Source organism: Bacillus cereus, from assembly GCF_002577405.1.
In the GTDB taxonomy this organism is placed as follows: Bacteria; Bacillota; Bacilli; order Bacillales; family Bacillaceae_G; genus Bacillus_A; species Bacillus_A cereus_AU.
Genome location: NZ_NULR01000011.1, coordinates 20,833 through 35,539 on the forward strand (window position 1 = coordinate 20,833; position 14,707 = coordinate 35,539).

Sequence of the window (14,707 nt, forward strand, 5' to 3'; positions counted from 1 at the left end):
ATTTAGAAAAGACAAATACAAAAGAGAAGATGCTAACTATAATTTATAGAACTCTTATGTCATGAATTACTTACATATTTCCTTATTTACCGGAAGAAGAATCCCAGTTACATTACTTTCTGATCAGTCTCGTTAAAGCCATCCCAATAAATCCAGCACCCATCCCTATTAGCCATCCAGCATGAGTATCACCTAATATAGATCCCACTCCTCCGCCAAGAAACATGCAGCCAACGAATACTAATCCTCCAATTCCCCAATTCGGCCGTTCCATAGTTCAATCACATCCTTTCCATAAAACATATGCGATTAGCTACCTAAACTTTCTTGCATTGGATGGTTAATTATCTTGCTTAGGTTTAGAACTATCAGAAAATTCAAAATCTCTCTTTTTTATATAGACCAGTCATTTGCTACATTTCTTTTTACATATATTTTTTAAAAGAAGGTTTCCATTCTGATAAATCCTGATAAACAAACGTTATATTGTCACATATCTCCTCTGCAACCTCGTACAAATGTTTTATATCATTAGCCGTAAATAATATACATCCTTTGCGCTGAGTACTATCCACAATATTTGGTATGGTGTCGCCCTCTTTTACTAATAGATCAATTAATACGACCTCGGATATGTTAGCTAACCCTTTATACTTGATTTCTTTTAAGCAACCTGGTTTTGGAATTAAGCTTAAAGACATAGCTTGACATTTTGAAGGTACACATCTAAATTCATCTATATTCTCAGTAGCTAATGCATCATAATAGTATCCAAATTGAGATATGCCAGTTGTTAGTTCCACCATCTTCCAGATGTTGCCGCCACCTATTCTAACTTGAGACTCTATGATTATTGGCTTATTTTGTTTGTCTAACTTTATTTCTGTATGAGTAATGCCATTTTCCATTTGCATGTCGTCCAAAAATAGCATTACTTTTTCCATAATTAATTGTTTTTGAGATTCATCTATAGGTGCCGGCATAATAGTATAGTTTATTATAAACGTATCTTCTTTAAATACTTCAGCTGATATCGCTAGTATAGAATGTTTTTTGTTATACGAAACGGTTTCAACCGTATAAACTACATCACCTTCAATGTACTCTTCCACTAAAACAGGTAGTTCAATACCATTTTTTTTAATAAATACCTCTACGTCATCTCCCGTGTCTAGCTTAGATACACCTTTACCACCTGCGCCAATCGAGGGCTTTATTATAATACTATCTTTTTTGTTCAAAAATTCATTAATATCTTTAATGTTATTGCAAACTGTCGAATCTATCGAAAAGTCTTTACCTGCTAGCATTTCACGCATCATGTCTTTATTGCGAGTTATCATATTAGCATTGTAAGAAGGCCCTTTAACATTAAAAATCTTTGCAATTATGCAAGCTGTATCTAATGCTGTTTCGTTGAAAGATACAACCACATCAAAGGGTTTCTCTTTGAATAATTCTTCAGCATAGTATATAGACAAGGGTATGTTTGTCGTGTCTAATTCTTTTTTATAGAAACATTTTCCTAAGATAGTCCCATCAAAATATATGTGTTTAGCGTACGATCCTATGTACGAAACAGTATAGCCACTGTCTAATGCATCTTGTATAGGCTTTGTCCATCCCCCTATAAATAAAATGTGTGTTTTATTTTCTATGTCAGTTCCTTTTAATACCTTATGCATCATAATCATCTCCTCTAAAATGAACTCGTATATTCAATATCATTTCCTTTTGATACACCTCGTCTTAACAACGCCACTAAACACAATGTTGTTCCGAATCCCCCTATAAATAACGTAGTTTGAAGCCCAAATATAGAAATTAAAAATGCACTAGCAAAACTTCCTAATGCCCAAGCTCCCCAATTCAGCGTACGCTGTACAGCATTGACTCGGCCTAGCATGTGATTTGGTGAGGCAAGTTGTCGTATAGTTGCAGCGTAAGGGCCAAATACACCTTCTCCCATACCATGTATGATACTTGCGGCTACTATTCCGTAAACTGTTCCCATATATCCCATTATCGGTATAAAAGCCAAACCGGTAACTGATACAGTGGCACTATAAATAAGCATTTTTGTATTATTAATTTGTTGACTTTTTTTCATGAGTATCGTATTACCTATTAAAAATCCCACCGCTGCTGAACCTACAACAAATCCTATTTCAATTTCAGATAGACCCATTACCTTATAAAGGAATATTACTAAAATGCTATTTAATATGTATTTAAAAAAACCATAAACAGCACCACATGTCACAATTGGTTCCAATACAGGGTGTTTTTTGAAATATACCAAACCTTCATATATGTTTTGGTATATAGATTTTAAATTTACGTCTTTTAAAGAACCTTCTGTATGTGGTTTAAACTTTGAAATAAATAATACAAACATAAAACAAAGAAAATACGTTACTGCGTCAACAGTGAATGAGCCTGTTAATCCAACTAGAGTAATGACGATTCCAGCAAGCATAGGACCAATTACTATAGAAAGAGACTCCGAAAGTGCTAGTTGAGCATTTCCTTTTTTTAAGTTGTCTTTATCTGTTAGTATTTCTGGTAAGAAAGAAGGAATGGCAATGTTGTAAAATGTGGTGAATATTCCATTTAAAAACATGATAAATACCAGTAAAGGGAACGTTATAATATTTGTTACAGTCAGTATGAATACTGATAAAAACAATACTCCTTGACATAAACTACAAATTAACAAGACATTTTTCCTATGAAAAATGTCTATTAAAGCACCGGCTACTAACCCAAAAATTAGGTATGGGACGAATATAACCCCGCGAATCATAGCGGCATTTGCTTCACTTGTTTGTAACACCTCTAATGCAAAAAGCGGCAAAGCTACTATTGTAAACTGAGTACCTAATAAACTTATAGACTGTCCTAGCCAAAGCTTGTGAAAATTAAAACGTTTGCTATCTTTCATAATATCCCCCCATTAAATTCATATTTATAAATTATCAAGTTAACGATATAAATAAGAACAGGAAAAACCTATCTTTCAACTAATGTCTGTACCACATAAAAATTCGAAGCCTAATATAAAAGCGATTTTAGTTTCAAAATGAAGACTTGATCTTTAAAACTCTCTTGGCTAATGAAAAGCTCATCTTCCGAAAAATAATTCCGCATTCGTTTATAACCAATTGAAATACGGATGGAATTTACTTGTAAAAATCAGTTTATGAATTAGTTTGTTTCGAATTCATTTTCCGATCGTATGTCACTTTGAATCACCTCCAGACTCAGTATAACCTTGAAGGTACGCTGTTGTACGCATTTTGGAATGTAACAGCAAGATAACAAAGTTACAATGACAAGTTGTGATGTAATTATACGTAATCAAATTCGCACGACTGGAGAAAAACCTGTGAATCTAAGGTATCAAGTTTGAATTCAACACGTCACAACTATACACTTGGATTGGACCGATACTTTTATAGCGGTGATATATCAAGTACTCCTTTCCTATGATTCTTCAGAAAGAATAGCGTATTTTTTCATATTAGATGCTATTTTGTTTTGTTAGCTTGATAGCAATGTAGTGGTCCCACTTTTAAAATAGTAGAGTAGAAACATGAAAAAACTCCTAACAAATTTTGTTAGGAGTTTTTTAAAATATGCGATATTCATTATCGATTATTATTGACTATTTGAACACTTATTTTTTCATCTCAATCTCTTGCCACTTTGTTTCTTATAAGCAATAAACTGTTGTCTTCAAACAAAAACACCTCTATTGCATTTGCACTTAGTATGCGAATGCAAGAGGTGTTTTTTCATGTACCATCAGGTAAGATTTCCTGCTTTGTTTATTCGTTTAAGTTATTGATACGTAGCTATTTTCTAGTACACGATAACTGGATCATACGTGCTCAAACTATCATAAACAGTTTTTGCAACATTAGGAAGAAGGTTAACACACCCACCTGATCCTCCTGTTAAATAGGCATTATTTGCCCAGTCTTTTCGCCAGCCGGCATCATGGAATCCTTGACCGCTATTTGTGAATGGAACCCAGTAATCTACTTGAACTGCATAATCAGCTTTCCCTACTGCGCTACCTCTTAGCGTGTATGGTGTTCGTTTGTATAGGACGTACCACACACCTGGTGATGTATCTTCACCTGTGCTATGTTTACCAGTTACTACATTTGTTGTAACGACTAATTTCCCATCTTTATAAATCCAAATTTGTTGATCTGCAATCGAAACTTCTGCATACGTATCTCCGATGCCATTATTCGATGTTGTTTCATAACCGATACCTTCTTTATCCCAGCCATTCCCGTGAATATTAGAAGCAGATAGCGATTTTTCGCCTTTCTCAAAGGCTTGCCCAACTTGTTTTGTCTCTTTTTCAACATCTAATGCCCAGCCGTATCCTTGTCCTTTTACTGATATGACCGAACCAGAATGTGTTTTAAAAGCGAAGTCTTTATTTAATGTCGATTTCGCATTATTAATTTCAGCAATCTTTTTCTTAATATCGCTCGCATCGATTGTAACTTTCATATCCTTTGACATGGATGCATTTTGAATTAAATCTTTCGCTTTTAAAGGATACACTTCATTCTGCACTTTATATTCAACGGACTGCCCAAGAAGATTCTGTAGTGCTTTCTCTTCTTTTTTGATAATCGGATCGTCTTCTTTAATAGGCTGTATGTATGCAGACTTCAAATGAATTTCGCTTTTATATTTCTGCTTGTCGTAATCTTTCAGTAGACTAGTAACGTCATACTGTTTTCCTTCAACGCTTTTCGAGATAACAACTTTTCCCTGTTCAAGCTTCGCCATAGCATCTTGAGGCGCTTTTAATTCTTTATTCATAGAGATGAGCTTTTCTTCTACAAGTTTTTTCATCGTTTCACTACGATACTGATCTGCCTCTTCTGGTAGCAATGAATAATTTTTTTCCTTTGCAGAAGGGAAAAATGTCCACTGGCTTTTTAATAGTTTCTCAACTTGCGGCAAATCTTTTTCCGTAAGTTCCGTTTTTGTATCTTTTTCATCTAAAATTTGCTGTTGATCGACATAGACTTTATTTGCTAGTCCAGAAGTTTTTAATTTCTGCATTGCCTGATCAGCACTCAGACCACCGACTTTTGTGTCGTTAATCATAACATTTGAATTGAAATGCGTTGCCTGATAATAACTCATTCCCCCAATGAGAAGTGCAATTATACCAATACCCGCTGCGATTAGCTTCCAATTTGTAAAACGTTTTCTTGATCTTACCCGTTTCTTATCCACTTCTTCAACTGATTCATTTACTTGATTGTTGTTCATCAATCTTTCCCCCGTATACATTAACGTCAATCGATTTTAAACCAAAACCATTGACTAGTGTACCTGATTTCCTCTGAAATTTCATTATTTTTTACTAGATTTTATCGCATTAAATTGATAAATTTTAGATTTTTAATAGATTGATACATAAAGTGAAAATTTAATCAGTGGATGTCTTCTCCATCCCCCACCAATTATTTGCTTTCACCAATCGGACTGCCCGCAAATAGCGGGATAAAAAAGGAGAATAGTATATATTTTTTCATTAATTCACACTTTGAACACGACCAATTTGCCCATCTTGTAATCGAACTTTAATTCCGTACGGATGTGTTTCACTATTTGTTAAAATATCTTTCACAACACCGCTTACAGTTTTACTATAGTCATTATCCAATTGAATAACTACATGTGAACCAACTGAAATTTGTGATCTTGTTGGTTTCCCACCTGTTGCTTGTGTTGTTTTTTCTTGTTTTTGTGTGCTCGCTTGTTGCATTGACTGCTGTTGCTGAACCTTCTGCTCTTCTTGTTTACGTTTTTCTTCCTCTACTCTTTGCTGTTCTGCTTGCTTACGCTTCTCTTCCTCTATTCTTTGTTGCTCTTCTTGCTTACGCTTCTCTTCCTCTACTCTTTGTTGNNGCTTACGTTTTTCTTCCTCTGCTACTTTTTTACCTTCATCCATTTTTTCCTCATCTATTTTTTGCTCATCTGTTGCTGCTTTTAATTTTTCTTCATCACCTTTACAAGCACTTAAAGCAACTACACACAAGCTCATAAGTACAAATAATAACAATTTCTTTAACATTAAAAAATCCTCCTATATATACATTACAAATCAATAACTTTCATAGTATAACAAAAGTATATGTATTCCTTTGTCATAATTTGTCGTATATATTTTTTTCCCGGAGGAAGCCAAAAAGTTAAGTTCCATATACTGTTATTCAAATAATTTCTCATCAGTAATAATCTCAACCAAAACGGCTGCGTTTTTTTCTGTTAATTGAGCATACCGATTATCCCCCGCCATTATTTCCACTTTATCCTTATTAGGGCTAATCCAAATATTATATACCACAGCTTTCGCCTCTATTTTCGGATTTTCAAACTGAAAAATAAATCGGTAATCTGGTAAACGAGACATGTCCACTTTTCTATTTTCAAAATGAGTATCATTTAATATTTTCTTTACTTGCCGAACTTGCTTATTTTCTGTAACTACCTTCAAATCTTCATATGTATCACTATCAACACGTTTTTGCACTTCGATTCTTTGTTCTTCATTTCCTAGTATATTTGAACAGCCGGTTACTTCAAATAAACAAATCATAATGAAGACTAAAAATAATTTTCTAATTCGCATATCGTTCTCCGCCTTTAGTGTATATAAAAGTTCACTTCCATTCTGATCTTTCTTTTAAAATGTGAAAGACAAATAAACTCCATAGGCTACAAATAAAATTAATAGAATAGAAATGCTGAGTACCGTATATATGATCCATTTCAAATTTGAACTCATATAATCTCCCCTCCCACTTCCTGATAATTCCATTATATAAAAAAAGCATTGGATACCCAATGCTTTTTCACGCTTACGCAAATAGAGAAGTATTCACATATAAAGCTGGCGAGCCACCTGAATGTACGAATAAAATGTTGTCTTCTTTATTAAATTTACCTTTTCTAATTAAGTCGATTAGTCCCGCTACTGCTTTACCTGTGTACACTGGATCAAGTAAAATACCTTCAGTTTTCGCAAGTAACTGAACTGCTTCTACCATTTCCGCTGTTGGTAACGCGTAACCAGGTCCTACATATTCATCAAAACATGTAACAGCGTCACGTGAAATAAAGTTTGGAATACCAACGTGAGCTGAAGTTTCATCTACAAGTTTTGCTACTTTCTCTTCTTGCTCCGCTTTTCCTCTACTTACGTTAATTACGATTACAGGAATCTGGCTTTGCGTTCCGGAAAAACCAGTAATTAAACCAGCGTGCATACCAGCGCTACCGCTTACGCAAACAACTGAACTGAAATCAATTCCTTGTTCAAATGATTGCGCCATAATTTCTTGCGCACAAGCAACGTATCCCATTGCGCCAGTAGGATTCGATCCACCAACTGGTATTACATATGGTGTATTACCCTTTTCACTCACTTCGTTCGCTACTTTTTGCATCTCTTCCATCAGGTCTGCTCCGTTCGGTACAACAATTACGTTTTCAGCACCTAATAAGTGATATAAGAAATAGTTACCGTTAAAGTCTCGCTTCTCTTCTGGCTCAAGTCCTTCCTCTAATACAAGGATACATTTCATTTTTTCTTTTACCGCAGCCGCAAGAGTTAAACGGCAATGGTTAGACTGAATACCGCCTGCTGTAATTAACGTATCTGCACCTTTTTCCTGTGCGTCCGCAACTAGAAACTCTAACTTTCTCGTCTTATTACCACCAGCTGTTAAACCAAGTAAATCATCTCGTTTAAAATAAATAGTTGGGCCACCAAGTGCTTCAGAAAAGTTGTTTAACTTTTCAATTGGTGTATATGACTCTGTATATTTTTTTCTCGGGAATTTAGCTAAATTCATCAATGACGCTCCTTTTGTACTTCTTTCACAATATATGTAACGATACTATTATTACATGGAAAAATGATGAAGTCATCTTTCTGAATTGAAAATGTATTGAATGTCAGTTCGGTAAATGCAATTACATGAATGATTTTAACTTCAATACGGTACATGAAATTTACATGAACGATTTTTTCAATATATCGTTCATAACTTGGAATATATCAACGATTCGACATAAAATGTCGATTTACCGACAAATACGATAAAACAAAAAGAGCCCTATCTCATTAGATGGGCCCTCTTCCTATTACTTATTTACCGAAAAACGAAGTAGCTGTGTTAATCCCGGCTGTAAATTCATTTCTCCTTTATGACGGACGTAAACGATTTTGTCCCCATCAAATTTCGGAGGATTTCCTGAATTGTACGTATGCCACTCATTCGTTCCTTCTATAGAGTACTCCATGTATTCTGTTGCACCGACGATTACGTTTTTACTGTCATCTGCTGTAACATTTGGTGCCATTTGTGCAATTTTCGAATCGCTAATTAATAGTTTCTTAATATCCTTATCACGTTTATAATCGTAAGCTGTTACTACTACATCGTTACCGTATGCTTTGATTTGTAATCCTTGTTTAAATGAATATCCATCCGGAGCAGTTTTCTCTCCGCCATTCGGTCCAGCCGACATCCAGCCAGTTTCAATTCCGCCCGTATTTACAACTGTAAATCCTTTTTCATCTCCGCCTGCAATTTTCTTTTTACCAGCCCAGTCTGGTAAGTTTAAATCCCAATGCGTATGACTCGTAAAGAAAACGACCTGCGGATAGTCTTTTAATATATCGTACAATTTATCGACGTTTAAATAGTCTTGTAAATATGGTGATTGTCTTGATCCAGACACAGTATCAGGTAAAACGTGATGAGAGAAAATGAAAATTGGCTTATTTTTATCTTTTTGGCTGTACTCCTCTAAATTTTGTTTTAACCAACCTAGTTGCTCATCACTCATATATACTTCGTCCCACATTTTTGAGTCGTGGTATTTCATATATTTTTCAGTTCCTAAAAATAGAAGCGGATAACCGTCTAATTCTTTTTTATGATATACCTTTTCTTGCCCACTAAATTTCAGGTAGCGGTTAAATAGTGTTTCCTCAGTAACACCATTTGGCCATGTACTTTGAGAAAGTTGCCCATCCGCCGTCCATTTACCAGCGTAAAACTCATGATTCCCAACTGTGGACCATACATTTCCCGGGAGTTTATTTTTGTTTAACACACGCTTAACATCATCATATTGTGACTGCTGTCCAGTTGACGTTATATCCCCATTCATAATAAGTGCTCTAGAGAGTGGCGTCACTTTGTTCATATCTTTTAACACATGATCAAAATCCCCTAAATCCCCTTGGATATCACTAATAACGTTAAAAGTTGTAGCTGATTTTCGAATTTGCTCTTTCCCTTCCGCATGTGCTGAAAATGTCGGTAATAACGCCGTCATAACAGCTAATGAAGCAACTGCCTTTTTCATACAAATTCTCCCCCTAATAGTAGAATGTTCAAACTGACATGTTCTGCTTTCTCTTAGATGCTTGTCCAATTCACATTATAGGCGGAGATTGTAAAGATTGATTGGTTAAAAAATGAAGTGTTTTTTAAGGGATTTTGTCTTTTTTACACGCCCCATTTAACAAGTAACACTAATTTTTCTATTAACCTACTAATATTAACTGAATGTAAATTTATACGATAAATCACCTCGCTTAATATGTTGTGTTTTAATTTCCTTTACACAATTTCAATAAAGTACTTTACCATTTTAAATTCTCTCCATTAAATTCAGATGAAATCATATTTAAATAAGTAAAAAACGCTATTCTTTTCGTAAGAATAGCGTTTTTTACTCTTAGGTAGTTAATATTTTAAAGTTAATGGATGTGTAGCGATATCCCTATCAGCAATCTTTATATTAACAGTTATGCGTAACTTCTAACTCATTATTAGCATAGATTGTTCCGTAAGTAGCACAAAGTAACATTCCGCCACAAACCTCACTACTCACTTGAAAGTTTATGTTATCTTCAAATGTATTTATACTATTAGCTCTAATTGTATCTACAAGTTTTTTGAAATCAAGAACTGGTAAATATTTTGTTATAATTTCATAGCTGGATAAATTATCTTCATTGTTATATGCATTATATTCCTGAATTTCTCTATAAATCGGACTTGGACTATACGGATCATGTTGCAATTGTCCATTTTTATCTTCGAATTTTTTTATTTCTTCTTTTACTATATAATCTGGATAATCTTCACTACTTTCATTTTCATCACCAAATTCCCAAAATGGATATTCTATGTCACATAAGTGCGTTATAACCCACATTAGAAATTGCTCATTTATAAACCCCACATTTGTTTCTAACTCTTTGAATCTATTACCATAATATTTTGTAGCCTTTTCTATCTTCTCTTCTTGAGGCATAGTATCCGTCGCCCCTGTTATATCGCATCCATCTAAATCTATAAAAATGCTATTGAATTTACCTAAAATGCCTAAATCAACAGTTTTATTCCAGTAGGCTTCACCATTTCTATCGATTGTTATCATAATATCCTCCATTCGTACATAACTTGCCTCTCATTAATCCTCAATTTCTATTCCAGCTTGTTTTAATGGTTCTAATACTTTTGGATAGCACAGTGAAATATATTCCACTGTTTTTAAATTTTTCAGATTCTGAAACCCTTCAACAGATATAACATCAAATAAACTGTCTTCGCCATCCCAATCAGGTTTTAAAATATGATAAATTTCATTCCCTCCATCAAAGCAAAGGGATTCAACCTTTTCCAAATCACTTATTTCTAAAGTTAACTCTTCTAAAAAATCTCTGATTTCAACAATTGGTCCAGCTCCTGCATACCATTCAAAATTATTCGTATGCTTATCTATTAAGTCTTTCAATTCTTTTAGAAATAGTGGCTCTTTATCTAATAAAGCTTCAATTACCACTAACTTAAAATTAAAATCTTGAAACATTTCAACCTTTTCCATTTTAACTTCCTCCTATATTGCCCCTGCCCTAGGGTTTTAATCTAACATGCACTACATCTGTACAATAACCATTTCAATCGTTAATCTCACTTCAGATAAAATCTCAAACAGTTTCATCGTATGTAAATAGCCGGATTCAACAAACATTAGACAGCTTGTCGCACATCCATCAACTTAGTTCTTAGCTTTCATGTTAACCCTTACCCCTTAGAACTACAAAAAAGGACATATCTAAGTATATAACTGCTAGAAAGATATATGCTTTCACATGTTTTTGGTTAAATTTGGTTGTCCGAATATTATTTTATAATGAAAAAAGTAGTACGTCAAAATTACTTTAAGAAAATTCTAAAAAGAGCGATTTATCAATTCTATACATAATTAAATTTCTACTGTTGCTACATGCAAAGTTAAATCTGTTACTTTTATAAAAATACATAAAACAAAAATAGAGATTCCTTTATAAGAGTACGGTTACTCCTTGTCCTTGCTCATGGTACAATTAAGGTAATCGAGGGATAGCATGGAGTAAATTGTATGTTACAATTGGTATTGCAATGAACAAAACAAATTTCTATGAAATTATTTATAATGAATATAAATTCATATTGGAGCTGAAACACATGGATTATATAAGTTATTTAAGAAATATGGTTGGACATGAAAAAGTAATTATGGTAGTTGCAGGTTGTTTTGTATTGAACGAAAAGAATGAAGTACTTCTGCAATTACGATCTGATAATGGGAAGTGGGGACACCCTGGCGGCTTTATGGAATTCGGCGAAACAGTTGAAGATACAGCAAGGAGAGAAGTATTTGAAGAAACTGGTTTAAAACTAGGAAAACTTGAATTCTTTAATGTGTATTCCGGAAAAAAATACGAAAGAACTCTATCAAACGGTGATCAAGTTTCCTTAGTGAAATTGACTTATATTTGCAGAGATTTTCATGGAATATTACATACTGATAACGAAGAAAGCTTACAACTAAAGTTTTTCCCCTTAGATAACTTGCCTGAACTCTGGCAGAATCAACAAGAAGTTTTGGACGATTTGTTGGAGTTTATGGAAATAAAGAACTAATTTTCATAGCGAACAAAAAAAGAGACATATGGTTACGCACACTTAAATATTAATTTTGTCAAATGTAAATTGACCAGTATATATGGGATCCCGCTATATGTCCATCTCTTCGCAGGAATACGCTATTCTTTCTGTAGAATCATAGAAAGAATAGCGTTTTTTTAGTGTAAAACCTTAAATTTATAGCAATGTAACGTTATCATCATGTAGTCGTTTGATAACATTATACTTTCCATCACTACATCTCTTTTCCTTATTTCCTATAAAAAAAGACACAGAGATTTCTCCCCATGCCTACTTGTAACTTTAAAAGTTAACTACTGTATATTTTTATTGCGCTCTAATTGGTTTTGAATTCCTGACCTATCAATTTGAATCCAATACTCTGCAATTTTTCCATCTTCTACTCTATACACTGCACTTGCCATTTGAATGATTGGGAGTCCTGTAGGTTGATATCCATCGATTTCTCCTACATGCATACCTACTTGTTTCCAACGTACATATACTTTACTTCCTTGTTCTAAAAATTCTTGAATTTCTAAAGAAAAATTACCATATACTTCAATCATCTCTCTTACATGTTCCGCATAATCTTCAGGTGTTCTGCAAACTGTTTGTTCTTCTTCAGATACAATTTGATGTGCCAATACTTTTTCTGCCATTAATTGATTTGAATAATCAGGATTATTTCCTGAACGTACTTCTTCAAAAAACTTTCTAACAATTTGTTCTGGCGTCATTTAAAAACCCCCTTATTAAGAAATCCAGTGCTAATCATATTATAGTTTATTTTAATCTACCTATTAAAGTAAACTGATTCGTATATACAATAAAAAGACAAAATCTCTTCTTTCTTAAAATATCCCAATTGTTCCTCCTAAAAATTCACAATATTAATTATCTACTTCTTCACCGCATGCACATACTGCACCGTCTCAAAAGCTTTCAAATAATCATTTCTTCCTTCAAAATATAATGTATTTATGTCCTCTGGTGATAAATGCTCATAAATGAGTAAGCCCGACTTCTCTAACAATCCTTCCATTTCGCGATAAGAATAACATGACTTCATCGGTTCTCCGCCTACCGCAGCCATTTTCACCATGTTTTCAACTCGATTGGACAATCCCTTTTCCGTAAATAAGTTTTCATCGGGATAATCGAAAACGATAGAACTCCCCTCTGGAACCATCTCGAATAAACATTCTATTAAACTAGCAAGTTCCTCTTTCTTTAAATAGTACGTAACACCTAAAAGGCTAAAGAAAGTTTTTTTCTTTTCGAACCCTTCATTACGTAACTGTTCATAGGAAAATCCTTTCGTAAAATCCATTGAAACAAAATGAAGGTGATTTGGAACTTCAAGTTTTGCTTCTTTTATTCTTTCCTGCTTAAACCGTTGCGTAGAAGGATGATCTACTTCAAATATTTCTATTTTATTTTCTAATTCTGGGTGTCTAAAACTGAACGTGTCTAAGCCCGCCCCCAGTATGACGTATTGCTTTGCTCCCAGTGTCATTTCATGTAGTAATACTCTTTCACAATATGCTGCACGTGCTAACGGTGTTGGTGATAACTGCACTTGTGTAATCCATTTTAATATTTCTTTCGGATTGTTTTGAAACTGCTGTGCAATGTCTTTATTGAAAAAATGTATCCCTTGAACCATGTTCGTTTCAATATCATGACGTTCTTTTTGTGAAATGAACTCTTTGGCGATATAATCGTCAAAAATTTTAGGACTATCAAACTCACTATGATACGCCCTTCCAAAAGCTGATACTAACGACGTTATACTTGCTTCACCTTTTTTCACGCACATACACTCCTTCATTTTCACAACAAAAATAGGGTTCCCCTGGCCAGGAGAACCCTATTATACACGCTATTTTTGTATTGGTAAATTATAGCATAAATAAGTTTTTTTGTCAAGTTTCCAGCTCGCTATTACTCCAACAATTTGTGTATTCCCTAGCAGGAATATTTCGATTTTCACCGAATATTCCTGATGAAAACAATACAAATGGAGGTCATTATGAAAAGGTTCGTAATCATTACAGTAGGAAAAACCCACAGCGGAAAAACTACATTTGCAAAGGAACTAGAAAAAGAGTTACCACACTCTTTCATTATGGATCAAGATAACCAAGCTGAATTTATTAACACGTATTATGAAAAATTGCAGCCAACAGATGGACCGAATACATTAAAACACAGACTTTCTAAATTCATTGTTGATTATGCAAAAGAATATACAAATTTACATCTTATTATTTGTAACTCCAATCGCAGTAAAAGCGGGAGATTATATTTACTAAACGAAGTATTTCCACAAAACGAATATGTACGTATATTAGTACATTTTGACATCCCTAGTGATGTTATTTATGAAAGAGTGGCTCGTAGTAAACGAAGCACAACTATTTTTAGGGGTAACTATTCTAGCTTCAAAGAAGTACTCCATCGCCAACAAGCTGAATCACTGCATGAAGATGTAGTAGACCCTGTAGAAAATGAAGCTGATTATTTGTTTGTTATTCACGACAGTAAGGATGTAAATTCTACTATAGAAGAAATTGTTCATCTCGCTGAAGGTTCATCCCCTCCCCCTAAATAATAGATTTTAAACATTACATAATGATAGATTATTATGCAAATAATTCCTC

The 14,707-nt window shown here is 34.0% G+C and carries 14 protein-coding genes; 2 read left to right on the plus strand and 12 right to left on the minus strand.

Features of this window, described 5'->3' with window-relative positions:
* Window positions 1-112 precede the first annotated feature (112 nt).
* The 10 genes from COC96_RS27580 to COC96_RS14480 all read right to left on the minus strand — a co-directional run bounded on the left by COC96_RS27580 (window position 113) and on the right by COC96_RS14480 (window position 10,956).
* A complete protein-coding gene (locus COC96_RS27580) occupies window positions 113-274 on the minus strand; it encodes a hypothetical protein (protein ID WP_000441003.1) in 162 nt (53 codons plus the stop codon).
* A 151-nt stretch (window positions 275-425) separates the two neighbouring features.
* Window positions 426-1,685, minus strand: coding sequence for an ATP-grasp domain-containing protein (locus tag COC96_RS14430; protein WP_142340003.1), 1,260 nt, complete (start codon window positions 1,683-1,685; stop codon window positions 426-428).
* A gap of 14 nt (window positions 1,686-1,699) precedes the next feature.
* Window positions 1,700-2,944, minus strand: coding sequence for an MFS transporter (locus COC96_RS14435; RefSeq protein ID WP_088229621.1), 1,245 nt, complete (start codon window positions 2,942-2,944; stop codon window positions 1,700-1,702).
* A gap of 920 nt (window positions 2,945-3,864) precedes the next feature.
* On the minus strand, window positions 3,865-5,310 hold the full coding sequence (locus COC96_RS14440) for a L,D-transpeptidase family protein (protein WP_098768960.1): 1,446 nt from the start codon (window positions 5,308-5,310) through the stop codon (window positions 3,865-3,867).
* 265 nt (window positions 5,311-5,575) lie between these two features.
* Window positions 5,576-6,118 (minus strand): YwbE family protein, encoded by a 543-nt coding sequence (locus tag COC96_RS14445; protein ID WP_098768961.1) that lies wholly within the window; start codon window positions 6,116-6,118, stop codon window positions 5,576-5,578.
* Between the two features lie 135 nt (window positions 6,119-6,253).
* Window positions 6,254-6,676 carry a hypothetical protein gene (locus COC96_RS14450; RefSeq protein ID WP_098768962.1) on the minus strand — a complete coding sequence of 141 codons (423 nt, stop codon included), beginning with the start codon at window positions 6,674-6,676 and terminating at the stop codon, window positions 6,254-6,256.
* A gap of 229 nt (window positions 6,677-6,905) precedes the next feature.
* The gene (locus COC96_RS14460) at window positions 6,906-7,901 is read right to left on the minus strand and encodes a D-cysteine desulfhydrase (RefSeq protein WP_098768963.1); all 996 of its coding nucleotides are present in this window, start codon (window positions 7,899-7,901) and stop codon (window positions 6,906-6,908) included.
* A 292-nt stretch (window positions 7,902-8,193) separates the two neighbouring features.
* Window positions 8,194-9,426: a DUF4073 domain-containing protein gene (locus tag COC96_RS14470; protein ID WP_098768964.1), complete on the minus strand. Its 1,233-nt coding sequence runs from the start codon at window positions 9,424-9,426 to the stop codon at window positions 8,194-8,196.
* Between the two features lie 438 nt (window positions 9,427-9,864).
* Window positions 9,865-10,509, minus strand: coding sequence for a hypothetical protein (locus tag COC96_RS14475; RefSeq protein ID WP_098768965.1), 645 nt, complete (start codon window positions 10,507-10,509; stop codon window positions 9,865-9,867).
* Window positions 10,510-10,542: 33 nt separating this feature from the next.
* Window positions 10,543-10,956 (minus strand): DUF6892 domain-containing protein, encoded by a 414-nt coding sequence (locus COC96_RS14480; RefSeq protein WP_098768966.1) that lies wholly within the window; start codon window positions 10,954-10,956, stop codon window positions 10,543-10,545.
* A 623-nt stretch (window positions 10,957-11,579) separates the two neighbouring features.
* On the opposite strand from COC96_RS14480, the gene COC96_RS14485 reads away from it, so the two are divergent.
* Window positions 11,580-12,038: an NUDIX hydrolase gene (locus COC96_RS14485; RefSeq protein WP_098769023.1), complete on the plus strand. Its 459-nt coding sequence runs from the start codon at window positions 11,580-11,582 to the stop codon at window positions 12,036-12,038.
* A gap of 317 nt (window positions 12,039-12,355) precedes the next feature.
* On the opposite strand, the gene COC96_RS14490 is transcribed toward COC96_RS14485, so the two are convergent.
* Both COC96_RS14490 and COC96_RS14495 read right to left on the minus strand, forming a co-directional pair.
* Window positions 12,356-12,781 carry an ester cyclase gene (locus COC96_RS14490; protein ID WP_098768967.1) on the minus strand — a complete coding sequence of 142 codons (426 nt, stop codon included), beginning with the start codon at window positions 12,779-12,781 and terminating at the stop codon, window positions 12,356-12,358.
* 161 nt (window positions 12,782-12,942) lie between these two features.
* Window positions 12,943-13,863: a class I SAM-dependent methyltransferase gene (locus COC96_RS14495; protein WP_098768968.1), complete on the minus strand. Its 921-nt coding sequence runs from the start codon at window positions 13,861-13,863 to the stop codon at window positions 12,943-12,945.
* A 213-nt stretch (window positions 13,864-14,076) separates the two neighbouring features.
* On the opposite strand from COC96_RS14495, the gene COC96_RS14500 reads away from it, so the two are divergent.
* Window positions 14,077-14,658, plus strand: coding sequence for an AAA family ATPase (locus tag COC96_RS14500; protein WP_098267578.1), 582 nt, complete (start codon window positions 14,077-14,079; stop codon window positions 14,656-14,658).
* Window positions 14,659-14,707 lie beyond the last annotated feature (49 nt).